This window comes from Dokdonella sp. (assembly GCF_049593775.1).
In the GTDB taxonomy this organism is placed as follows: domain Bacteria; phylum Pseudomonadota; class Gammaproteobacteria; order Xanthomonadales; family Rhodanobacteraceae; genus Dokdonella.
Window position 1 is genome coordinate 1 of sequence record NZ_JBAWHJ010000189.1, and the last position, 22,882, is coordinate 22,882.

Annotated in this window: 15 protein-coding genes and 1 pseudogene; 7 read left to right on the plus strand and 9 right to left on the minus strand. The window is 61.1% G+C overall.

Annotated elements, in window-relative coordinates:
- Positions 1–934 (minus strand): GTP-binding protein (locus WBP53_RS06610; protein WP_423927164.1); only part of this gene is annotated, 934 nt, incomplete at its 3' end.
- A gap of 213 nt (positions 935–1,147) precedes the next feature.
- On the opposite strand from WBP53_RS06610, the gene WBP53_RS06615 reads away from it, so the two are divergent.
- Positions 1,148–1,885 (plus strand): alpha/beta hydrolase, encoded by a 738-nt coding sequence (locus WBP53_RS06615; RefSeq protein WP_423927166.1) that lies wholly within the window; start codon positions 1,148–1,150, stop codon positions 1,883–1,885.
- 70 nt (positions 1,886–1,955) lie between these two features.
- The gene (locus tag WBP53_RS06620; protein WP_423927168.1) at positions 1,956–2,708 is read left to right on the plus strand and encodes a hypothetical protein; all 753 of its coding nucleotides are present in this window, start codon (positions 1,956–1,958) and stop codon (positions 2,706–2,708) included.
- Positions 2,709–2,929: 221 nt separating this feature from the next.
- Here WBP53_RS06620 and WBP53_RS06625 read toward each other — a convergent pair whose 3' ends face one another.
- From WBP53_RS06625 to WBP53_RS06635, 3 genes are all read right to left on the minus strand, one after another.
- Entirely contained in the window at positions 2,930–5,191 is a 2,262-nt protein-coding gene (locus WBP53_RS06625) for a molybdopterin cofactor-binding domain-containing protein (RefSeq protein ID WP_423927170.1), read from the minus strand.
- On the minus strand, positions 5,188–5,709 hold the full coding sequence (locus tag WBP53_RS06630) for a (2Fe-2S)-binding protein (protein WP_423927172.1): 522 nt from the start codon (positions 5,707–5,709) through the stop codon (positions 5,188–5,190). Before WBP53_RS06630 ends, WBP53_RS06625 begins: the two co-directional genes overlap by 4 nt.
- A 174-nt stretch (positions 5,710–5,883) precedes the next feature.
- Positions 5,884–7,983: a cytochrome D1 domain-containing protein gene (locus tag WBP53_RS06635; protein ID WP_423927174.1), complete on the minus strand. Its 2,100-nt coding sequence runs from the start codon at positions 7,981–7,983 to the stop codon at positions 5,884–5,886.
- 221 nt (positions 7,984–8,204) lie between these two features.
- Between WBP53_RS06635 and WBP53_RS06640 the strand changes: the two genes are divergently transcribed.
- Positions 8,205–10,427, plus strand: a complete 2,223-nt coding sequence (locus WBP53_RS06640; RefSeq protein WP_423927176.1) for a TonB-dependent hemoglobin/transferrin/lactoferrin family receptor — start codon at positions 8,205–8,207, stop codon at positions 10,425–10,427.
- A 44-nt stretch (positions 10,428–10,471) separates the two neighbouring features.
- On the opposite strand, the gene WBP53_RS06645 is transcribed toward WBP53_RS06640, so the two are convergent.
- Both WBP53_RS06645 and uvrA read right to left on the minus strand, forming a co-directional pair.
- Positions 10,472–10,882, minus strand: coding sequence for an acyl-CoA thioesterase (locus WBP53_RS06645; RefSeq protein ID WP_423927178.1), 411 nt, complete (start codon positions 10,880–10,882; stop codon positions 10,472–10,474).
- Entirely contained in the window at positions 10,879–13,725 is a 2,847-nt protein-coding gene (uvrA, locus tag WBP53_RS06650; RefSeq protein WP_423927180.1) for an excinuclease ABC subunit UvrA, read from the minus strand. Before uvrA ends, WBP53_RS06645 begins: the two co-directional genes overlap by 4 nt.
- 283 nt (positions 13,726–14,008) lie before the next feature.
- Between uvrA and WBP53_RS06655 the strand changes: the two genes are divergently transcribed.
- Together WBP53_RS06655 and WBP53_RS06660 are read left to right on the plus strand one after the other, a co-directional pair.
- Positions 14,009–17,584, plus strand: coding sequence for a S8 family serine peptidase (locus WBP53_RS06655; RefSeq protein ID WP_423927182.1), 3,576 nt, complete (start codon positions 14,009–14,011; stop codon positions 17,582–17,584).
- Between the two features lie 94 nt (positions 17,585–17,678).
- Positions 17,679–18,968 (plus strand): hypothetical protein, encoded by a 1,290-nt coding sequence (locus WBP53_RS06660; protein ID WP_423927184.1) that lies wholly within the window; start codon positions 17,679–17,681, stop codon positions 18,966–18,968.
- A gap of 15 nt (positions 18,969–18,983) precedes the next feature.
- On the opposite strand, the gene ybeY is transcribed toward WBP53_RS06660, so the two are convergent.
- The 3 genes from ybeY to WBP53_RS06675 are packed head-to-tail and all read right to left on the minus strand — an operon-like array spanning position 18,984 to position 21,313.
- Complete coding sequence (gene ybeY, locus WBP53_RS06665; protein ID WP_423927186.1) at positions 18,984–19,451, minus strand: rRNA maturation RNase YbeY; 468 nt, start codon at positions 19,449–19,451, stop codon at positions 18,984–18,986.
- 9 nt (positions 19,452–19,460) lie between these two features.
- A complete protein-coding gene (locus WBP53_RS06670; protein ID WP_423927188.1) occupies positions 19,461–20,321 on the minus strand; it encodes a hypothetical protein in 861 nt (286 codons plus the stop codon).
- A complete protein-coding gene (locus WBP53_RS06675; protein WP_423927190.1) occupies positions 20,318–21,313 on the minus strand; it encodes a PhoH family protein in 996 nt (331 codons plus the stop codon). Before WBP53_RS06675 ends, WBP53_RS06670 begins: the two co-directional genes overlap by 4 nt.
- Before the next feature lie 169 nt (positions 21,314–21,482).
- Here WBP53_RS06675 and WBP53_RS06680 point away from each other — a divergent pair, with 169 nt between their 5' ends.
- Both WBP53_RS06680 and WBP53_RS06685 read left to right on the plus strand, forming a co-directional pair.
- A complete protein-coding gene (locus WBP53_RS06680; RefSeq protein WP_423927192.1) occupies positions 21,483–22,205 on the plus strand; it encodes a response regulator transcription factor in 723 nt (240 codons plus the stop codon).
- Positions 22,202–22,882, plus strand: a pseudogene (locus WBP53_RS06685) (hypothetical protein); the annotation flags it as partial. The gene WBP53_RS06680 and the pseudogene WBP53_RS06685, both read left to right, overlap by 4 nt.

Sequence of the window (22,882 nt, forward strand, 5' to 3'; positions counted from 1 at the left end):
AGATCCTGAAAATGCTGAGTTTGCCGACGAATGGATCATTGGCGATCTTGAACACGTCGGCGATCACGTGCTTGCCGGGATCCGCCTCGGCGACAATCGACTTGGCGTTGGTACCTTCGCCCTTGACGAAGGGGGGCGGATTGCCTTCAAGCGGGTTTGGCAGCAGCCTGTCGATCAGGTCAAGAAATTCCGTCACGCCGGCGCCCGTACGTGCAGATACGAAGCAAATCGGGACCAGGTGCCCCTCGCGCAGGCATTGCTCGAATGCATCGTGCAATTCGCTTCCCTTGAGGGATTTCTCACCCTTCTCGAGGTAGCGGTCCATGATTTTTTCATTGATCTCCACGACCTGGTCGAGGATCTGCTGGTGGGCATCGGCCACGGACGAGAAATCTGCCTTGCCGTCCGGCTTGAAGAAGCAGTCGACGACCTTGCTTGCACCTTCGGCAGGCAGGTTGATGGGCAGGCACTCAGTTCCAAATTCCTCTCGCAATTCGGAAGTCAGAGCTTCGAGATTACATTCGGTATCGATGCGGTTCACGACCAGGACCCTGGCCAGCCCGCGTGACTTCGCATAGTCCATCATGCGACGCGTCGTGTGCTCGATTCCGTTGGTCGCGTTGACCACGATTGCGCAGGTTTCCACGGCGGCCAGTGCCGAAAGCGTGGGCCCGCGGAAATCGGAATAGCCGGGTGTATCGATCAGGTTGACGTGGCAGTCGCCGCGATCGATCGCGACAAGAGTCGCCTGGACCGAATGCTGGCGCTCCTTCTCCATCGGATCAAAGTCGGAAATGGTGTTCCCTCGCTCGATCGTGCCCGCCGTCTGGATCGTGCCGCCGGCATGCAGCAGGGCTTCAGTCAAGGTAGTTTTGCCGGAGCCGGCATGGCCTGCCAATGCGATATTCCGGATCCCATCAGTACTGTGCGACATGACATTCCTCCCGGATAGTGGAGCAGGGCGAGCATCGTGTCCGCGCCGTTTCGGTGCTGCCTGGGCGTTCGGGCCATGTGCTGCGCTGGATGAACCGTCGCGCCAAGCGTTGCGCGATCGGCAGGGGCGGTCAAGCCGCGCTGCCGCAGAGTCGGGCCGAAGGCGGGACAATCCGACCCGGTGGTCCATGCCTGTGCTGCGCCATAATGGCCCATGGCTTCGAGTTCAAATCGGTCTTCCCTGGCGGTTCTCTGCGTCCATGGCGCGGGTGCAGGCGGTTGGGAATGGAATCAATGGTCACGTGTCATTGCGGCGCGTGGTCTTGCCGTGTCTGCACCTGACCTGCAGCCGGTTGCCAGCGGGCTTGCGCAGACTCGATTCGAGGACTATCGCATGCAGGTCGCCGACAGCGCCCGCCAGCTTGCCCAGGCCGGGGACGCTGCGCTCGTGCTGGTGGGTGCGAGTCTCGGTGGGTTGCTGGCCTTGTCCGTGGCGGTCGACGTTCATGCCGCTGCCCTTGTCCTGATCAATCCGATGCCGCCCGTCGGAATCGTGGCCAAACCATTGGGAAAAGCTTATCCCGCCCTCGTGCCCTGGGGGCAGAATCGCTCAATCGCGTCGACGCGGCGGGCCATGCCCGATGCGGATGACGCGGCTTGCCTTTTTGCATTTCGACGCTGGCGCGATGAATCCGGATTGGCGCTCGAACAGGCCAGGCTGGGCATACAGGTCGAGTTTCCTCGTTGCCCGGTACTGGTCATGGCCAGCCAGAATGACAACGATATCCCGATCGTCGTCAGCCGCGCCCTGGCAACCCGCAGTGCGGGCGAGTTCGAAGTGTTGCACGGCTGCTCGCATACAGGCCCCCTGCTCGGTGCCGACGCGGCCGGGATCGCCGGGCGGACGGTCGACTGGATGATCGCCCGCACGGCTGCGCACAAGCTTCCTTAACGAGGGTTTAGCGTCGTCTGCGTATGCTGCGCCAGCCGTCTGTTCCCGCAATACCGGATACCTGTACTGAATGTCCCGATCATTCGCTTCACCCGCCTTGGCTCCTGTGCTTGACGCGAATGAATCCGCGCGCCTGCGCAATGGCTTCGCAGGGGAGGCGCTAAGGCGCGAGCGTCTCTGGCGATCACCGGCTTTCACTCGAAATGCGGTGATCGGCCTGGTTTGGCTGGCCATCCTGCTGAACCTGGTCTGGATCGTCGGACTCGATCAGGCCATGCAGCCGGTACAGCGAATGTTGCCGGATCGTGGTCCGGTGATAGTTGACATCATCGTACCGCCCGAGGTCTTCGAGTTGCCTCCGGAACCCGTCCCGCAGCCCGTGCCCGCGGAATTCCGGCGCAAACCTTCTGCGATCCAGATCGAGCCACCGCAGACGGAGATGACGCCGCCACCTATGAATGCCGATTCAAGTTCCAGCACCCAGGCACGAATCGGCAGCGCCGGCGAAGCACCGCTGCAACTGTTCAACGCCGATGGATCCCTGCGCTTGCCGAATGCGACCGTGCGCATTGGCAAGGAGAAGATCGAGAATCCGCAGGAGGCTGCGAGGGCGGAATGGGCCGAGATTGAAGCGCGCGGCGAAAATCCGCTGGACTGCAAGCGCACACGCTTTGCCGGGAAATTCGCGCGCGATGAATCCGTCGGCGACAAGGTCGCGCGCAAGTACCTGAAATGGATCGGTTTGGTGGATGGCGCAGGCATCGCCGAGCGCGCTGCGGACAAGGAACGCCGCGCGGCCGATGGCTGCGATCCGGCGGAGTAGCAGCGTTGCCTTGGATTTCTTCGTAGGAAACGGCTTTAACCGCGATGCGTCTGCTCCTGATCTCTGTCAGCCAGGAAGAAAGCATCGCGACTGACTCCACGTATGCAACGGCATCACTTTGGCTCAGCCCAACCTGCGAGGAGCAGACTCTCTGCGCTCGCCCGTAGGTTGGTGGTGAGCGCCAGCGAACCCCGACATCGCAGGGACACATGCGCTCCGGGCTAGAGCATGCGCATCAATTCGGGCATCAGCGGCAACTTCCTGATGCGTACGGTGGTCGTTGCGAAGATCGCGTTGGCCAGGGCAGGAGCCACGCTGGCGATTCCCATTTCACCGCCGCCGACCGGATCGAGTGTCGACTCCACGATATGGACTTCAACTTTTGCCGGGGCGTCGGCCATCGTCAGCAGCGGGTAGTCGGGGAAATTCTGCTGCTGGACCTGGCCATTCCTGACGGTGATCTTCAGGTTCAATGCGGTTGATATGCCATCGATCGTGCCACCCATGATCTGTGCTTCCAGACCCAGTGGATTGACTGCTCGACCGACATCGACGACGCAGATGGAACGGTGGATGACCAGGCGGTCGCCCTGCATCGAAATTTCGAACGCGTGTGCACTGTAGCCGCCAAACGTGAAATGGCAGGCAATGCCGATTCCACGTCCATCGGTGCGCCTTTCCGACCAGCGAATCTTCTCGGCACAAAGCTTGAGCACATTGGCCAGGCGTCCGGTGTCGAAGTTCGGGCCGCCGTGGCCGCTGTAAGGAATTTCACGTGGCTCGCCCAGCATTTCAAGCCGCATCTGAACGGCGTCGCGCCGCACTTCGTAGGCGATTTCATCGATGAAGCTCTGCACCGCGAATGCGTGGAATGTATGCAGTGGCGCACGCCACCAGCCGCGCGGCATACCGGAGGGAATGGGGTAGTAGATCTTCTCAAGGTCATCGACCAGCCCGGCCGGGAAATCATCTGCTTCCAGCGTACCGGTCCATGGCGGATCGTCCTGCATGCCTTCGGTTCGGTAGGTCCTCGACGTCGCTGCGCAGCGATGTGACCATCCGCTGATACGGTTCTTCCGGTCCAGCGTCGCGCTCATCGCATGCACGCCGAAGGGTCGGTAGAAATCATGGGTCAGGTCATCCTCGCGCGTCCACATCAGCTTTACCGGCTTGCCCGCCTTCTGGGCAATCAGTACGGCTTCCGCGACGAAGTCGTTTTGCAGGCGCCGGCCAAAGCCGCCACCGGATCGAGGCAGGCGGATCTCGATGTTTTCGCGTGCGAGGCCTGTCAGTCGATTGATGATGCGCGAGGCACCTGCCGGGTTCTGCATGGATGCCACCAACAGCGCGCCGTCCGCGCGCAGCTCGATCAGTGCGCCCGGCGGCTCCATCGTGGCATGGGCCAGGAACGGCACTTCATAGCGGGCCTGCACGGTGTGTCGTGCCTGCTTGCGCGATTTCTCCATGTCGCCATCCATGCGCACATCGACGCCACTCTCGCCGGTGTCGAGCAAGGCGTTTGCGCGGGCGCTCAGGCTGGCACTGGATTCATCGGCCCACGGACCCTGCTTCCACACCGGCTTGAGCGCCTTGCGGCCCTGGAGTGCTGCCCAGGTGTTGTCAGCAAGTACGGCGATGCCTGCCGCGAGTGGCCCATCGAAGACCTCATCCGGTTTCGGCCCTTCGATGATGACGATATCGCGCACACCCGGAATTGCGCGCGCTTCGTTGTCCTCGAGACTTTCCAGGCTGCCATCAAGATAGGGGCAGCGCAGCATCACTGCGACCAGCGCACCGCTGAGCATTTCGTCGATGCCGTAGCGGGTCTGACCGGTGACAATATTGCGACCGTCCACGGTTCGGGTCGGCTTGCCGATGAGGTCGAAATCCTGAGGTTTCTTGGTAGCTACCGGCGACTTCGGCGGCGCAATAGCGGCGGCCGTTCGTGCCAGTGCTCCGTAACTGAGCCTGCGCCCATCGGCATGCAGTACATGGCCTGCCTGAGTTTGCAGGCTTTCTGCCTTTACCCGCCAGGCATCCGCAGCCGCTCTCACAAGCAGCCAGCGGGCAGTTGCTCCAGCTTCACGCAAGTCCTTCCAGCCGGTGGAAATGCTCATGCTGCCGCCGGCGAACTGGCTTCCATAGCGATTGCCGGGCTTGCCGTCGACCACCTCGTAGCCGTAGGGCAACTGGATGACGCGTACCTTGGACCATTCGACGTCGAGTTCCTCCGCGATCAGCATCGGCAGCGAAGTGATGACGCCCTGGCCGATCTCGCAACCGCGGGCGCCGATGACGACACGGTTGTCGCGTTCGATCATGACGAAGGCGGTCAATCGGGTCAGGTCGTCACCGAGCAGCTCGGGAGGAACCGACTCGCGGGCGGCGAGGGCGTCGCCATGGAAGCCAACCAGTAGCGCACCGCTGGCCGTGAGTCCGAACTGGAGGAAGCGGCGTCGGCTGAAATCGCGTGGTTCGCTCATCCCCCGCGTTCCAGGGTCAGCGCAGCGGCGCGCAGGATCGCACTACGAATGCGTGGATAGGTTCCGCAGCGACAAAGATTACCGATACTGGCGATATCCTTTTCGGATGGTTTGCGCTTGCGTGAGAGCAGGTCGACAGCCGCCATGATCTGACCGGCCTGGCAATAGCCGCATTGGGCGACATCATTCTCGATCCAGGCTTGCTGGACCGGATGCAACTGTTCGCCCTCGAGCCCTTCTATCGTGGTGACTTCCTGCCCGGCGGTTGCCTGCATCGGGGTTACGCAAGCGCGCGTGGCCTTGCCGGCGATCAACACGGTACATGCGCCGCAAGCGCCGATCCCGCAGCCATACTTGGTGCCGGTCAGGCGCAGCACATCGCGCAGATACCAGAGCAGCGGCATGGCCGCATCGCCGTCATGGAAGTACGGCTTGCCGTTGATTTTCAGCTGCAGCGATTCCCGGCGTTCCGTGACGGATGTCTTTGCCTGGGCCGGCTGTTCGGTGGGTTGCTGCATTGGCACTCCGCGATCTCGTGTCTGCACCGGCATTGTCGCATCGACGCCGGTTGCTGCACAGGCACGTTCTGCGAAGGGGCCAGACACCCACAGCGTGAAGTCCGCGAAAAAAAGAGGCCCCATAATCGGGGCCTCGCAATGATTCGATTCAGCTGGAGGGCGGAACCGTTCAGGTCAGTAGACGTCGTCAACCGTATTGTGGACGTTGAACTTCCCGGTGGGTGTCACCAGACGCTTGTCCTTGATTACCTTCTTCAGCTTGCGGGTCTTGTCATCGACGATCACCAGCGCGCTGTTCTGGTCCTTGCCATTCCAGACTGAAAACCAGACCTCATCACCCCTGGAATTGTATTCGGGCTGAACGACACGCTTGGGGCCTTCGCCGAGGTTCGCCCATTCGGCGATCGGCAGCACCTCGAATCCCGCGTCCAGGTTCTCGATATCGAAGACGGCGATGGACTGGCTCAGTTTCGGGTCCGGGTTGAGCGTGGTGTCGACCCAGAGGTTGCTCGACTTCGGGTGGGTCTTGATGAACAGCGATCCACCGCCCTGGCCCTTGAGTATCTCTACCACTTTCCATGCATTTTCCGGATGGTTCTCCGGATCGGTACCTATCAATGTGATGTTCTCGTTTCCAAGTGCGGATGTGCCCCACACCGGACCGTACTTGGGATGTTCGAAGTTCGCGCCGCGACCCGGGTGCGGAATCTTGTCCACGTCGATCAGTGCGGCCATCTTGCGTTCGCGGGAATCGACCACGGCGATCTTGTCGGACTGGTTGGCCGCCGTCAGGAAGTAGCGCTTGGTGACATCCCAGCCCCCATCGTGAAGGAAGCGGGCGGCATCGAGCGTCGTGATGTTGAGTGCGTCGAGGTTGCTGTAGTCGACCATCAATACACGCCCGGTTTCCTTGACGTTGACGATGAAGTCCGGATGCTCATGACTGGCCACGATCGCCGCGACTCGGGGTTCTGGATGATATTCCTGGGTATCAACCGTCGGACCGCGCGTAGACACGATCTTGAGTGGCTTCAGGGTCGGGCCATCCATGATCACGAACTGCGGAGGCCAGTAGGCGCCGGCGATGGCCAGCTTGTCTTCGAAGCCCTTGAACTTTGAGGTCTCGACCGAGCGTGCTTCGAGGCCGATCTTGATTTCGGCCACACGACCGGGATTCTTCATCCACAGGTCGATCAGGTCGATCTTGCCGTCACGGCCGATCGTGTAGACATAGCGTCCAGAGTGCGAGAGGCGCGAGATGTGTACTGCGTATCCGGTCTTGATGACGCTGATGATCTTCTTGTTGTCGCCATCAATCAGGGCGATTTCGCCCGAGTCGCGCAGCGTGACGGCAAAGAAATTGTCGATGTTGTAGTCGTTTTGCTTGCTGGTCGGGCGTTGGTCGACCGGAATGATCTCCTTCCACGAAGCCATCATTTCCGGCATGCCCCATTCTGGCGGAGCCGGCGGATCGTGCTGAAGGAAGCGCGCCATCATGTCGACCTGCTCGGGCGTCAGATCGCCGGACGTGCCCCAGTTTGGCATGCCACCCGGAGAGCCGAAGTTGATCAGTGCCTTCAGGTAGTCGGTGCCCTTGGCCCGCGTGATGTCCGGTGTCAGCGGCTTGCCGGTTGCACCCTTTCGCAACACGCCATGGCAGCCGGCACAACGCTCGAAAAAGATCTGCGTGGATTCGGTGTACTCGGGCTTGCTGATTGGCGGGGCGTCGGGATTGAGGATCATCTCCACGCCTTCGGCACCGGCAAGCGACGGAGCCCCCTGGTAGTTTTCCATGCTCCGTGAGGTGCCCGGATGCATCTCGCCCTGGGCCTTGTCGGAACTGACTTCAAGCGCCCTGCGCTGTTCGGTCACGTCCGCTTCGGTAAGCGATTTGCCCGAATTGTCCCAGCTCGCATAGACATAGTTGATGATTGCGGCGATGTCCGCATCGCTCAAGTGACTCTGTGCCGGCATTACGTTGTTGTAGGTTTCGCCATTGACGGTCATGGTGCCGGTCATTCCCTGCAACACATGCCCGGCGATTTCCTTGCCATCACGACTATTCAGATAGTCGGAATTTGCGAGTGGCGGGAATGCGCCCGGCAAGCCTTTTCCATCGAGTTGATGGCAGGCCGCGCAATTGGCCATGTAGGCGGCCTTGCCGACTTCATCGCCCTGCTTGGGTGGACGTTCATTTGCAACATCCTGGGCAATGGCATGGCCTCCCAGCCACAGCATCGCCAGAAGAACTCCCCAGACCTGACTCTTGTTCATGACGGACTCCCTTGACGACAAAGCAGGCGGAACCCGGTTTCCGGTCCCATGAGTGTCAGTTTCCACGCGCAGGTCTGGACCGCCATGACCCAGATCAAGCCACCGTCACATTCACGAAATGCATGCGGAATCCGAAGAATTCAGCGCGCACTTGAGGCGGATCAATGCGCGCGCGGCCAGTCAATGGAGAATCGACATTTCGTAGACATGGATTCTTCAACATGCCGGCATCCCCCTCGTTCCTCAGGAGCTTCACTTTCATCCTGGGATTGATCGCCACAGGCGGCGTTGACGCGCAATCACCGGTAGATGCCGACGTGGTTGCGCTTGAGCCGGTTGTGGTTGTCGGCAGCCGGGCGCCGGAACCTCTGCAACAGGTCGTCGGCAGTGTCAGCATCGTCGAACGTGATCAGCTCGAACGCAATGGTGTTCTCGACATCGCCGATCTGGCGGCGTTGGTGCCAGGAGTCAGCGTACCGGTCGATGCAGTCCGGTTTGGACGGCAGGGATTCAACATCCGGGGCCTGGAAGGCAATCGGGTCAGTATCGAGATTGATGGCGTGCCACTGCCGGATGGTTTTGGTGTGGGGCAGTTCGCCCTGGCAGGGCGAGATCTGGTTGCGCTTGATGCCGTGCAACGTGTCGAGGTGCTGCGCGGGCCGGCTTCAACTCTTTACGGCAGCAAGGCCCTGGCTGGTGTAGTTTCCTTCACCACTCGCGCGCCGGAGGATTTTCTGTGGCGCGGCAATCCCGTGGCCATCGGCGGCTCCACCGGCGTCGCGAGCCGGGATGACAGCAGGTTCGCTGCCGCCGCGCTCGCTGCGGAAAATCAGGGCTGGAGCGGTTTGTTCCTAGCCTCGAGGGTGCAGGGACATGAGGTCGAGAACAATCCCGGCCAGGGTGGCATGCCATCCAATCCGGCCGACCTTGCGCGGGAAGCGGTGCTTGCCAAAATCGTCCACGACAGCGGAGATGCCGGACTCTGGACGCTGACCCTTGATCACGGAGCAGGAAGCCAGCAAACCGATGTGCAGTCGCTGGTGTTCGGCGCTGGACGATACAGCACGACCTATGCGCTCGATGCGGACGACGAATGGAAGCGCGATCGGGCAAGCCTCGCTGCATCCTGGTCGCAACCGTGGGTCGCCATTGATGCGATTGACCTGCTTGTCTACCAGCAGGATTCCAGCACGCGGCAGTCGACGGATCAGTATCGACTTGCCGACGTGCTGACTCCGTATCCGACCCTGCGCGCGCGCGAGTTCGAATACGAACAGAGCAGCCGCGGCCTCGAGCTCGTTGCGCAATCTCGTACTCAATGGGGCGAGGTTCTTCATTGGCAGGTATTCGGTATCGACATGGCCCGGCATGACTACGAAGGCTTGCGCACCGGCACACAGTTCAATCTCGACAGCGGGCAAGGGTCTGATGTCATCCTTGGGGAGGCATTTCCGGTGCGCGACTTCCCGACTTCGAAGGTGCAGGAGTTGGGCATTTTCTGGCAGGACGAAATCAGTTTTGCGCCGCGCTGGACGGTTGCGCCGGGTTTGCGCTGGGAGCGCTATTCGCTCGATGCCCACGCCGACGAGATCTGGTCGCAGGACAATCCCGACAGCGTGCCCGCCGATCTCGCCAACACGCAATGGACACCGAAGCTTGGATTGCGCTTCGTTGCCAGTGAACACGCCACGTTCTACCTGCAGGGCGTGCGCGGCTACAGGGCGCCGCCTTTTTCGGATGTGAACGTTGGGCTTTATCTGCCGACCTTCAATTATCTGGTCAAGCCCAATCCGGATCTGAAGGCAGAACGCAGCTATGGTCTGGAAGCCGGCATGCGCTGGAATAGCCCTGCGCTGCGCGCGTCGGTGGCCATCTATGACAACCATTTCCGGGACCTCATCGATTCCCGCGCCAACCTCGGTATTGATCCCGCGTCGGGCGCACTCGTGTTCCAGTCGGTCAATCGCGATCGCGCACGGATCCAGGGAATCGAAGCCGAAGCGCACTGGTTGCCTGGCCTAGGGCGGGAATCGCTGCAGGGGTTCTACGTAGACATGCGGCTGAACTGGTTGCGCGGTACGGACACCGTGCGCGACCAGCCACTGAACACGATCACGCCAGGTCGCGCCACTCTGGTAGCGGGCTGGCAGGACAAGGCCGAACGTTGGGGCGCGCAATTGTCCGTGACGGGCGTACAGCCCGTTTCCCGCATTGACACCAGCAATGGACCGCTATATCAGCCTGCGGGATTCTCCGTGGTCGACCTCAACACCTGGGTCCACCTGGGTGACCACGTGCGTCTCGATCTGGCGCTGAGGAATCTCGGCGACCGGCGCTACTGGGACTGGCTGAGCGTTCGCGGTCTCGGCCCCGATTCGGCGGATCTGGATTTGTACACACAACCCGGGCGGAATTTCATGCTCAAGATCAGTGCGGACTGGTAACCGTCGCGAATCGACACCGGGTGTTCGGCTGCAGTCCGGCTCAGCTACCGTTCGCAGGCTGAGCGAACAGCGGCGGGCAGGGTCGCGGGGCGGCCGGTTTGCGGATTGATCCACACCATGACCACGCTGGCATCGCTGTACAGCCTGGTTCCATCGGCTGAAGTGACGCGGTGGGATAGCGTCAGCGAACTGTTGCCCAGTTTCTCACAGCGCACTTCCACCACGAGCTCTGCGGGCCACTCGATCTGATCGCGGAAGTTGACCTGGCTGGCAGCCAGCACGGGGCTCAGCGTTTCGGTCTTCCAGTCACCGTCGAGCCCGGCAAGCCAGACCAGGCGCGCCTCTTCGAGATAGGTCAGGAACACCGAGTTGTTGACGTGGTTGTAGGCATCAAGATCGCGCCAGCGCACCGTGATGGGCACGCGTATCAGCAATGGTTGATCCGATTCGTTCATGCCGCCTTCTTCTTTTTTGAGCTCGCGAGGACCGGCGCCAGGAAGCGTCCGGTATGCGATGCCTTGACCTTGGCGATTTGCTCGGGCGTTCCGCTGGCGATGATCGTGCCGCCGCCGCCGCCACCCTCGGGGCCGAGATCGATGATCCAGTCCGCGGTCTTGATCACGTCGAGATTGTGCTCGATGACGACCACGGTATTGCCGTCATCGGCAAGCCGATGCAGGACCTTCAGCAATTGCTCGATATCGTGGAAGTGCAGGCCGGTGGTGGGTTCATCAAGGATGTACAACGTGCGCCCGGTATCGCGCTTGCTCAGCTCGCGCGACAGTTTGACGCGTTGTGCCTCGCCCCCAGAGAGCGTGGTCGCGCTCTGGCCCAGCGTGATATATCCAAGACCGACATCCATGAGCGTGTCGAGCTTGCGTGCAAGCGCGGGTACCGGCTTGAACAGCACTTGCGCGTCCTCGACGGTCATTTCGAGAACGTCGGCGATGGTGTGGCCCTTGTAGGCGATGTCCAGCGTTTCCCGGTTGTAGCGCCGGCCATGGCAGACATCACAGGAAACATACACATCGGGCAGGAAGTGCATCTCGACCTTGATCAGGCCGTCGCCCTGGCAGGCTTCACAGCGTCCACCCTTGACGTTGAAACTGAAGCGGCCGGGGCCGTAACCGCGTGATCGCGATTCAGGTAGCTGGGCAAAGAGATCGCGCAGTGGGGTGAACAGGCCGGTATAAGTGGCCGGATTCGATCGTGGTGTGCGTCCGATCGGCGACTGGTCGATTTCCACCACCTTGTCGAACAGGTCCAGCCCCTGGATCTTCTTGAACGGTGCGGGTATCTCGTTTGCGCCATTCAATTCGACGGCGGTCTGTCGGTACAGCGTGTCATTGATCAGCGTGGACTTGCCCGACCCGGATACACCCGTCACGCAAGTCAGCAGGCCGGCTGGCACTTCGGCATCGATGGACTTCAGGTTGTTGCCTGATGCGCCGACAATCCGCAGCACGCGCTCTGGATCGACCTTGCGTCGCTTCTTCGGCACTTCGATGCGGCGCTTGCCTGAGAGATACTGACCCGTCAGCGAGCGTGGTGCCTTGAGGATGTCCTTGAGCTTGCCCTGGGCAACGATCTCGCCGCCGTGTACCCCTGCGCCGGGCCCGATGTCGACAATGTGGTCCGCAGCGCGGATTGCGTCTTCATCGTGCTCGACGACGATCACGCTGTTGCCGAGATCGCGCAGGCGCACCAGCGTACCAAGCAGACGCTCGTTGTCGCGCTGGTGCAAGCCGATGGATGGTTCATCGAGCACATACATGACACCCACCAGGCCGGCGCCGATCTGGCTGGCCAGACGAATGCGTTGTGCCTCGCCGCCGGAGAGCGAGTCGGCCTGCCGATCCAGGGTCAGGTAGTTGAGGCCGACGTCGACCAGGAAACGCAGGCGCTCGCGGATTTCCTTGACGATTTTCGCCGCGACTTCGCCACGCCATCCCGGCAGGCTCAAATCCTGGAAGTAGTCATAGGTTTCATCGATCGGCAGGGCGCTGACTGTCGGCAGATTGATGTCGCCGACAAACACATTGCGTGCTGAACGGTTGAGTCGCTGGCCCTCGCACTCCGGACAGGATTGCGGGCTGATGAATTTCGCGATCTCCTCGCGCACGGCCGGCGATTCGGTTTCCTTGTAGCGTCGCTCGAGGTTGGGAATGATGCCTTCGAAGCGGTGCTTGCGGGTTACTTTCCCGCCACTCTCCATCACGTAGCTGAACGCAATCTGCTCATCGCCGGATCCATACAGCACGCGTTGGCGTATCTTTTCAGGCAGCGTGTTCCATGGCGCTTCGACGTCGAACTTGTAGTGCTTCGACAGCGAAAGAATCATCTGGAAGTAATACATGTTGCGCCGATCCCAGCCGCGCACCGCGCCGGCGGACAAGCCGCGATCCGGATGCACGACGACGCGTGCCGGATCGAAGAACTGGGTGATGCCCAGTCCATCGCAGGCCGGACAAGCGCCGATCGGCGAGTTGAACGAGAACAGGCGTGGTTCCAGTTCGGGCAGGGCGTAGTCGCAGATCGGACAGGAATAGCGCGAAGAAAACGTCGTCACTGGCGCAGCCTCGTCATCCATGTCGACCAGTAGCGCGATGCCGTCGCCCAGGCGCAATGCCGTCTCGAACGATTCGGCCAGCCGCTGCTTGATGTCGGCTTTCGCGCGGAAGCGATCAATAACGGCTTCGATCGTATGCTTTTGGCGCAATGTCAGCGATGGCACGGCATCCAGTTCGTGGGTGACGCCATCCACGCGGGCGCGAACGAAACCCTGCGCACGCAGCTGCTCGAACACCTGCACGTGTTCCCCCTTGCGTTCGCGCACCACCGGTGCGAGCAGCATCCAGCGTTTCTTCGGATCCAGGGCGAGCGCGGCATCGACCATCTGGCTGATCGTCTGCGCTTCCAGGGTCTGGCCATGATCGGGACAGCGAGGCGAACCGACTCGCGCGTAGAGCAGACGCAGGTAGTCGTGGACCTCGGTGATCGTGCCGACCGTCGAGCGTGGATTGTGCGAGGTCGATTTCTGCTCGATCGAGATGGCTGGCGACAAGCCTTCGATATGATCGACGTCGGGTTTTTCCATCATCGACAGAAACTGCCGCGCATAGGCCGACAGCGATTCGACGTAGCGACGTTGGCCTTCGGCGTAGATCGTGTCGAATGCCAGTGATGACTTGCCTGAACCGGACAGGCCCGTGATCACGGTCAGGCGGTTCCGCGGCAGATCAATGTCGATGTTCTTGAGGTTGTGCGTGCGCGCACCGCGAATGCGGATCATGTCCATGGGCAGGATCGGAGTCGTTTGAAAGGGGGCGGGCAGGCCACTATAGCGTGCCAAAATGGCTGCTCGAACCTCGACAGGTGGCGGCAATTTAGCCGGGGTTCAAGGCCTTCAGGATGTCGGCTGCGGATCGGGACCGGCCACGGGGGTGCCCGCATGCCTTCACAATCACAATGTTCGGACTGTCCGGGATGCATGAACGCATGGGCCAATGCGGTTACCCTGTCCCGGTATTCGCCGCCTGTCCGCGTCAATCGATCAACGATAAGCAGGATTCCCCGGAAGCATGCGCAAATTCTGCCTTCTAGCGCTGTCCATCAGCGTCGCCTGCCCGGCAGTCTTGCCGGCAATGGCTGAATCATGGGTCGTGCCAGCGGGAATACCTGCGCCGGCGTCGTTCAGGTTGATTGCCGACTACGGTAGCTACCGTCTTTTTGAAGGGAGCCCAGCGCTGGCGCCGTCGACTGCATGGCCACTGGCTGATGCCCATCTTCTGAAGCTTGATCGGCTGACTATCGATACGCGGCTGCCTTCATTCACGGCGCCACAGGGGTTCCGCCTGGCCGAGCCCAGCCGAGCTGCCCTGCAGCTCGTCCAGTTCACCGGTCCGGTCAAGGATGCCTGGCTCGATCAGCTGCGCGTTGCCGGCGCCACGCCGATCCAGTACATCGACAGCAATGGCTATCTCGTCTGGGCAGATGCCGGTGCGCGATCGAAGCTGGATACGCTTGCGCAGGCCGGCCAGATCCTCCAGTACAGCACTCCGCTGCCAGGCTTCATCAAGCTGGGCAACTCGCTGTTTGATCGCATGAATGATGGCAGCCCTGGCGATGCAAAGGTCGAAATCGTGATCCAGCGCTATCGACATGCCGAGGACGCAGCATCACGCCAGCGCTTCACTGACATGGGCCTCAAGCCGGTGCTCGACTGGAGCCCGCAGCTGGATTACGAAATCGCGCGCTTCGATGCCAGCCTCGCCCAGGTGCGCGAAATCATCGAGTGGTCGGACGTGTTCTGGGTTGGCGAATATTTCGAGCCGGCCCTCGATGATGAAGTGCAGGCACAGATCATCCGCGGTCATCTGACGGCTGATCAATCCGAACCGCTTCAATCGGGGTATCTGCCATGGTTGCAGGCCCTGGGTTTTCCGGCCGACCCGCAAGCCTATCCGGTGCTCGACATTACCGATTCCGGAATTGGCAACCGCACCGTGCTGAGTGGTGATCCGACCTTGAACGTCGCCGGCGAAAGTGGCGGCGCCACGCGTCTGGTTTACAACCAGGCCTGCACCGTCCAGAACGGCCCAGTGGATGGTCACGGTCATCTCAACGCGAATATTGCCGCTGGCTTCGACTTGCGTGACAACGGCAGTACGCCGGGTGCGCGATTCCCCGGTGAATACCAGCGCGGGCTTGGCATGAACCCGTTCGGCCGACTGGGCGGGACTCGCTTGTTCGCCCCGGGGTTCGACCAGAATGCCTGTGGCGGAACCTATACCGGGGTGATCGAGGCCAGCTACGCCGCCGGCGCACGCATCTCGAACAACTCCTGGGGCTGCGGTGCATGCGCGGGGCAATACGATATTTCTTCGCAGGCCTATGACGCCGGGACGCGCGATGCCGATTCGGGTAGCGCCGGCAATCAGCAACTCATCACGATTTTTTCCGCCGGCAACAATGGTTCGGGATCGAGCACCGTCGGCACGCCTGCGAACGGCAAGAACATGATCACCGTGGGTGCGGCCGAGAATCCCCGTCCGCAGGACGAAAATGGCGCGTGGGTCGATGGTTGCCAGATCGGCCCAAGCGGTGCCGACGATGCGATGGACGTGATTTTCTTTTCCTCGCGCGGGCCGGCTCCGGGCAATCGAATCAAGCCCGAACTCATCGCTCCAGGGACGCACGTAACCGGCACCCAGGCCAATCCTGTTGGCCCCCCCGGCATATGTGATGCCACTCGACCGCTGGGAAATGCGACCTATGCAGCCAGTTCCGGAACGAGTCATTCGGCACCTGCAGTTTCAGGAGTTGCGTCACTCGCCTGGTGGTGGATAGCCAATGCTCGCGGCAGCCTCGAGTACGATTCGGGAGTGCCATCCGAGCCGTCGCCGGCCCTGATGAAGGCGTGGCTGGTTTCCCATCCCACCTATCTCACGGGGGAGGGCGCGAACGACAACCTGCCGAGCAATGCCCAGGGATTCGGCATGCCGGATCTCGAAGACATGTTCAGCAGCACGCCTCACTTCATCGTCAATCAGGATCACATGCTGGGTGCATCCGGCGAGGTCTGGAGCTGGCAGGGCGAAGTCGTGGATTCCGTCAAGCCCTTGCGTGTGGTCCTGGCCTGGACGGATGCCCCCGGTGCGGTTGGAACCAGCCCGCAGGTGAACAACCTGGATCTGGAAATCCGGATCGGTACACGGCTGTACCGCGGCAACCAGCTCAACGGCCAATGGAGCTATGCCGATGGATTGCCTGACACACGCAACAATGTCGAAGTGATCTACCTGCCTGCGGGCAGCACCGGGCCGTTCACGATCACTGTGCGCGGCCTGAACATTGCCGGCGACGGCGTTCCTGGCAATGCCGATCCGACCGATCAGGACTTCGCCCTGGTCTGCAACAACTGTGCGAGCAGCTCCGGGTTTGTCCTCGATGTGCAGCCGGCGGCCCAGGAGGTCTGCACGGCAACTGCGAATTCGGCCACGGTTGCCATCACCACGGAACCGATTCTTGGATTCGGCCAAGCCGTGTCGCTGACTTCGGATGGCGCGCCGATCGGTGCCACTACGGTTTTCGCAACCAACCCGATGCCAGTACCGGGCAGCAATGCGCTGACCATTGGCAACCTTGCCGGCACCGTGCCTGGCAACTACTCGCTGAAGCTGGTAGCCAGCGGTGGCGGCGTGACGCGCGCCCGCAGCACGCAACTGGACTTGTCGAATGCAGGACCATCGGCGTTCGATCTGACTGCTCCAGCATCCGGTGCGGTCAATCAGGATCGCCAACCGCTGTTGAGCTGGACACCTGCCAGCCAGGCACGCCGATACCGCATCGAAATTGCCAGCGATGCGAGTTTCGGAAACGTCGTCTACAGCTTCCTTTCGAATACCTCGTCACACAACGTGGGCGCGCCGCTGGATTATTCGACAACCTATTACTGGCGCGTCACGGCGATCAACGCATGCGGGGAAACCTCGGCGACGGCAATCTCGTCCTTCACGACGGTTCCCTTGCCCGGTGAATGTTCGACTGGAACGCTGGCCAGTGCGCTGTACGCAACGGATTTCGAGAGCGGTGCAGCGGGCTGGAGCCATTCCGGTGACCACGACACCTGGGCATTGAGTACGGCTCGTGCGCATGGTGGCGTGCAATCTTTCCTGGCGCAGGATCTTGCCTATGATTCCGACCAGCTCCTGGTTTCTCCAGGCATGAATCTGCCAGCCGACGAGCTCCCGCTGAGTCTGCAGTTCTGGAGCCATCAGACCATCGAGAATCGCGTGGCCGGGTGTTATGACGGGGCTCTGCTCGATATTTCGGTCGATGATGGAGCCACCTGGACGCAAGTACCGGATGGAAGGCTTCTGGTTGGTGGCTATGACGGGCCGATCAGCACCTCGTTCAACAATCCGGCACGCGGCCGCCAGGCCTGGTGCGGAGATCCGCGTGACTGGTCGCGCACGATCGTTGATCTGAATGCCTACGCAGGGCAATCGGTACGCTTCAGGTTCAGGGTGGCAACGGATGCGTCGACCGGTCGGGTCCCGGATGGCTTCTATCTGGACGATGTCGTGGTGCAGACTTGCGCGGCTGCGGGTGATCCCATTTTCGTCGACGGCTTTGACAGCGCGCCTCCGCCATGAGCTCGGTTCATCGCCGAAACAATTCACGTGTCGTGTGCAGAAGTCGCTTGCCCACATTCCAATCGCAGTTTCGACCCGATACCGAGTTCAAGTCATGACTCATTGCTTGCGTACCGTTTCGCGCCTGGTGCTGATGATGTTTCTCGGCACACCGTGCATGTTGCAGGCCGCGCAGACGGATTTCGAGGTGATCGAACTGGTCCTGCCCGGTTCGGGAGTTGGATCACAACCAGATCTGGTCAGCGCGCCGGATGGCAGCCTTGCGCTGAGCTGGGTGGAAAAACTCGATACGGGCCATCGCCTGCAATTCAGCCAACTGCAGTCGCCAGCAGGCAAGAAAAAATCAGCGATCTCCGAGCCCGACTGGACTTCCGTACAGACCATCGCCAGCGGCGACGACTGGTTCGTCAACTGGGCCGATACACCGCATCTGGTCGTGTTTCGCGACGGCACGCTCTGGGCGCACTGGTTGCGCAAGAATGGTTCCGGCGTCTACGACTACGGCGTGGCCCTGGTGCGCTCCACGGATCAGGGGCGAACCTGGTCGGAACCGATCCGACTGGAACCCAGGGGTGCGCGACTCGACTACGGATTCGTTTCGCTATGGGAAGACAGCGACCATTCCCTGGGCATCGCCTGGCTGGACAGCCGGCAGAAGCAGGCACCCGCCGAGGGCGGTCACCAACACCACGACCATGCGGGTGGCGCAATGATGTTGCGTGCGGCAAAGTTTGACGCCGAAGGAGCCAGAACAGAGGAATGGGCGCTCGACAGTGCAACCTGCGACTGCTGCGTGACGTCGGTGGCGGTGACGGACGTGGGTGCCGTGCTTGCCTATCGTGGCCGGACTGCAGAAGAAATACGCGATATACGGCTTGTACGATTCAATGGCACGAGCTGGTCATCGCCAGTCACCGTGCACGCCGACAACTGGAATTTCGCCGGTTGCCCGGTCAACGGTCCCTCCGTGGCTGCCAGCGAGAAAAACGTCTGGGTAGGCTGGTATACCGAAGCCGATGGCCAGCCATCGATACGACTGGCTAGATCAACCGGTGTCGGTGATGCCTTCGAAGCGCCGCAGAAGGTGGCCGAGGGAGCCGGGCTGCTTGGCCGTGTAAACCTTGCCCTGGATGCAGACAGTCTCTGGATGACCTGGTTGATTGAAGCCACGCGAGACAATGCGCAACAGCTCATGCTTGCGCGATTCGATGCAAGGTCGGGAAAGAGGATCCAGCAGGGAGCGGTCGCCAAATTGACCGCGCGCGGCCATGCCAGTGGCTTGCCGCAAATTCAGACGCATGGCGGAGAGGCTTGGCTGGTCTGGACCGACACTATCGAGGGTCATTCGCAATTGCGTGGGGCCCGGGTTCGACCGCAACCCTAACGACCGATCTCGCTGTCAGCAATCCTGGTAGGGATCCGCAATATCCAGGTTTCCGAGCACCTTTCGTTCCAGGGCTTCCATCTGTTCGGCATCGGTATCGACTTCATGATCGTAGCCGAGAAGATGCAAGGTTCCATGCACGGTCATGTGCGCGAAATGATCGCGCACCGACTTGCCTTGTTCCGTGGCTTCGCGAATGACCACGGGAACGCAGATCGCAAGATCGCCAATCATTGGCGAATCCATTTCTGGAATCAGATCGGAAGGAAACGACAGGACGTTGGTTGCGTAGTCGCGATGACGGTATTCGCGATTCAGCGCGCGTCCTTCTTCAGCATCGACCAGGCGGATGGACAGCTCTGTGGCGCGTCGGCGCCGAGCTCCCCGCAATGCGGCTTCCAGCCATGTCTGGAAGCTCGAACGGGCCGGAACCTGCCTGGCCGAAAGCCCTGGACTGCGTGAAAGGAGCAGGTCGAGCTTCATGCAGGCTGTTCAGCGTTCGAAATCGCTGGCAAACAGGGCGGGCTCGCAGCCGCTGGCATGAAAGCTGACCGTGTTGTTGCCGGCTTGCGGTACGCCAACATCGCCGCTGACCCAGTCATAGTCGATGTCAGCAGGACTCGAAAGTCCATTGGTGATGACCAGTGCAGGCGAGGTCAGGCTGAAGGGCGGCGCAAAGCGGCGCAGGCAGCCGCCGCTGGCACCACAGCTGCTCCATGCGGCGACAATGATGGCGCCGTTGCAGTCCAGGGCGATGCCATCGATATTGCCCAGCGTCGTGTTGATCAGCGTGCCTGGGGTCGCGCCTGGCGTCAGGTCGAGACTGAGGACTTTCGCATTGCTGCCCCAGGTTGCGATGAGTACACGCTGGCCGGCGCGATCAAAGACCAGTCCGTTGGGCGTTGAACTGCCCGTGGATATCGGTGCGCTCTGGATTGGAGCGCCGAGGTTGGCGACATCGACCGTGTAGAGGGTCTTGCTGGAGAAGTCGCTGACATACAGCGTATCGATGCCATTGGAAGTGATGCCGTTGAGGAATCCTGCTCCGGTCAACGGCAGGTTCATGACCTCGGCGGCGCTGTCGATGTCGTATCCCTTCACGCGTCCCGAATCGAGCACAAACAAGGTACCTGCCAAAAGCTCGATGCCGTAGGGTGAACTCGGTGCGCTGCTGAACAGGCTTTGCGTGCCCGCTGCATCACGCGCGACGATCGTTCCGTTGTTGGTGCTGCTGATCAAGGTGCGATCGAGGCGCGCGTGGAATTCCACGCTCTCGGGATTGCTCAGTGTCTGGGCGACGCCAACGATGGGCGCAAGCAGCAGGGCAAGCACCAGATAGGAAGGAAGTTTCATTTCGTGTCGGCAGCCTTGATTCGTTCCAGTTCATCCTCGCGGGATTCGTACGCGCGCACGATTCGCTGAACGAGTGGATGGCGAACAACGTCCTTGGAGTTGAAGAAAGTAAAGCTGATGCCCTCGACATCGCGCAGCACCTCCGTGGCATCGCGCAGACCCGATCGGACATGCTTCGGCAAGTCGGTCTGTGTCACATCACCGGTGACCACGGCAATCGAACCGAAACCGATTCGTGTCAGAAACATTTTCATCTGCTCGACGGTGGTGTTCTGCGCCTCGTCGAGGATCACGAAGGAATCGTTGAGCGTGCGGCCGCGCATGTAGGCCAGCGGTGCGATTTCAATCACATTGCGCTCGATCAGCTTGGTCACGCGCTCGATGCCAAGCATCTCGTAAAGGGCGTCATACAATGGGCGCAAGTAGGGATCGACCTTCTGGGTCAGGTCGCCCGGAAGGAATCCGAGTTTTTCTCCGGCCTCGACTGCAGGGCGAACCAGGATCAGGCGCTGTGCGCGATTGTCGTTCAGCGCATCGACGGCCATGGCCACGGCAAGGTAGGTCTTGCCGGTTCCGGCCGGCCCGATGCCGAAATTGATGTCATGCGTGGCGATCGCATGCAGGTAGCGAGCCTGGTTTGGACCACGACCCTTGATCATGCCGCGCTTGACCTTGACGCTGACTTCCTGGACTCCCTCGGCCATTTCCGCCGTGATCGCCTCGATGCCGGATTCCTGCAGGTGCAGGTTGATCTGCGCCGCTGTCAGGGTTTCCGTTTCCGTAATGTCATAAAGGTGGCGCAGCACGCGGCTCGCCAGGTGTACATGGCGCTCGTCACCAAGCACTCGGAATACATTGCCGCGGTTGGCGATCTCGACACCCATGCGCAACTCGATCTGGCGCAGATGCTCGTCGAAAGGGCCGACCAGATTCGACAGGCGCTCGCCGTCATCCGGATCGAGAGTGAAATCGTTGCTGACTGGTTCATTCATAGGTGCGCGAGGGTAACGCGCAAGGGTCGCTTCCGCCAGAAGGAAATTGCCTGGATGATCGGTGTGGCCCATTCCAGCGTTGCCTCAAGGCAGCAGGGCATGGTCGCTGGTAACGATCGGTTCGGTGATTTCCGGTGATCCGCTATGCTTGGCTACCAGGCGAGCGTACATGGGCGGCACGATCGCAACCAGGCTGCAGGCAATGACCAGCGAAGCACTCCGCATACTGATCATCGAAGACAATCCGACCCTGCGCGACAACATGGCGGCCTTGTTCGAATCCAGCGGGCACGTGGTCAGTCAGGCCGGTGACGGCAATTCGGGTCTGATGCTTGCTCTTGAATCCCGCCCTGATGTTGTCGTCCTCGACCTGTCCCTGCCTGGCATGGATGGCCTGCGCGTTTGCGAACAACTGCGCGCAAGGGCTGATCGTCATGTCCCGGTTCTGATGCTTACTGCGCGGGATTCGCTGGATGACAAGCTGAGCGGTTTTTCCGCCGGTGCAGACGACTATCTGGCCAAGCCGTTTGCCAACGCAGAGTTGCGCGCGCGTTGCCTCGCTCTATCCATGCGCAACCGTGCTGGTCGGGATCACGTATTGCGCATAGGTAGCCTCAAGGTCAATCGACGCGAACAGACGGCCGAACGCATGGGCCAGGTCCTGAACCTGCATCGCACCAGCTTCCGCATCCTGCTCGAGCTGGCGGAAGCCTGGCCGCGAACGCTTTCGCGCTCCGATCTGGTGACCCGGCTCTGGGGTGACGATGCGCCTGACTCGGACCCCTTGCGTTCGCACCTCTATCTGCTTCGACAGGTGCTCGACAAGCCGTTCGACCATGCCATGCTCGAAAGTGTGCATGGCGTGGGCTATCGCCTCGTGAGTGACACATGAAATCGCCATGGACAATGCGTCGGCGGTTGATGCTGGCATTCGCGGCATTCACGCTGTTTGTCGCGGTCTTGTTCAGCGCGATTGCCGTGCTTTTTCTGTACGCGCTGGAGGACCGTTTTTTCAGCGATGCCCTGCAGCACGAGGCACAAGCCCAGATCGTCCACCATGAACTATTCGGCGACTGGGCTGCACCGCGCAGTGACTTCATGACAATTCATGAAGACCCGAATACCTTTCCGGACGACCTGCGTGAACGCTATCTTGCAGAGCCGACCCGATCCGAATTTGCCGGGACGGACGGCAGGCACTATCACCTGCTGCGCCTCAGGCCAGAGAGGTCCCCGGAACAGATCGCTTTCCTGGTAGCTGAAGTCAATCAGCAACTGGTGGTGCGCCGGATGCGGGGTGGCATCGTGGAATTGCTGGCCTGGTCGGTTTCGCTGGTGGTGGCGATTGCCCTGATTCTGGGGTTCTGGCTTGCGCGGCGCATGGCCGCGCCGCTTTCGGAGCTCGCACGGCGGGTTGAAGCGATGCAGCCTGACGATCCCCCGCTCATTGCCGAGCAGGGCCTTCGTACTCGCGAAGTTGATGTTCTGGCGCGTGGCCTGGCCTCCCTGACGACACGAATCGGCGAGTTCGTGGAACGCGAGCGTGAGTTCACGCGCGACGTAAGTCAC

What these genes read in the sequence shown, in the direction of transcription:
- WBP53_RS06615 (WP_423927166.1), top strand. Translation starts at nt 1,148, where the DNA reads ATGGCTTCGAGTTCAAATCGGTCTTCCCTGGCGGTTCTCTGCGTCCAT.
- WBP53_RS06620 (WP_423927168.1), top strand. Translation starts at nt 1,956, where the DNA reads ATGTCCCGATCATTCGCTTCACCCGCCTTGGCTCCTGTGCTTGACGCG.
- WBP53_RS06625 (WP_423927170.1), bottom strand. Translation starts at nt 5,191, where the DNA reads ATGAGCGAACCACGCGATTTCAGCCGACGCCGCTTCCTCCAGTTCGGA.
- WBP53_RS06630 (WP_423927172.1), bottom strand. Translation starts at nt 5,709, where the DNA reads ATGCAGCAACCCACCGAACAGCCGGCCCAGGCAAAGACATCCGTCACG.
- WBP53_RS06635 (WP_423927174.1), bottom strand. Translation starts at nt 7,983, where the DNA reads ATGAACAAGAGTCAGGTCTGGGGAGTTCTTCTGGCGATGCTGTGGCTG.
- WBP53_RS06640 (WP_423927176.1), top strand. Translation starts at nt 8,205, where the DNA reads ATGCCGGCATCCCCCTCGTTCCTCAGGAGCTTCACTTTCATCCTGGGA.
- WBP53_RS06645 (WP_423927178.1), bottom strand. Translation starts at nt 10,882, where the DNA reads ATGAACGAATCGGATCAACCATTGCTGATACGCGTGCCCATCACGGTG.
- uvrA (WP_423927180.1), bottom strand. Translation starts at nt 13,725, where the DNA reads ATGGACATGATCCGCATTCGCGGTGCGCGCACGCACAACCTCAAGAAC.
- WBP53_RS06655 (WP_423927182.1), top strand. Translation starts at nt 14,009, where the DNA reads ATGCGCAAATTCTGCCTTCTAGCGCTGTCCATCAGCGTCGCCTGCCCG.
- WBP53_RS06660 (WP_423927184.1), top strand. Translation starts at nt 17,679, where the DNA reads ATGACTCATTGCTTGCGTACCGTTTCGCGCCTGGTGCTGATGATGTTT.
- ybeY (WP_423927186.1), bottom strand. Translation starts at nt 19,451, where the DNA reads ATGAAGCTCGACCTGCTCCTTTCACGCAGTCCAGGGCTTTCGGCCAGG.
- WBP53_RS06670 (WP_423927188.1), bottom strand. Translation starts at nt 20,321, where the DNA reads ATGAAACTTCCTTCCTATCTGGTGCTTGCCCTGCTGCTTGCGCCCATC.
- WBP53_RS06675 (WP_423927190.1), bottom strand. Translation starts at nt 21,313, where the DNA reads ATGAATGAACCAGTCAGCAACGATTTCACTCTCGATCCGGATGACGGC.
- WBP53_RS06680 (WP_423927192.1), top strand. Translation starts at nt 21,483, where the DNA reads ATGGGCGGCACGATCGCAACCAGGCTGCAGGCAATGACCAGCGAAGCA.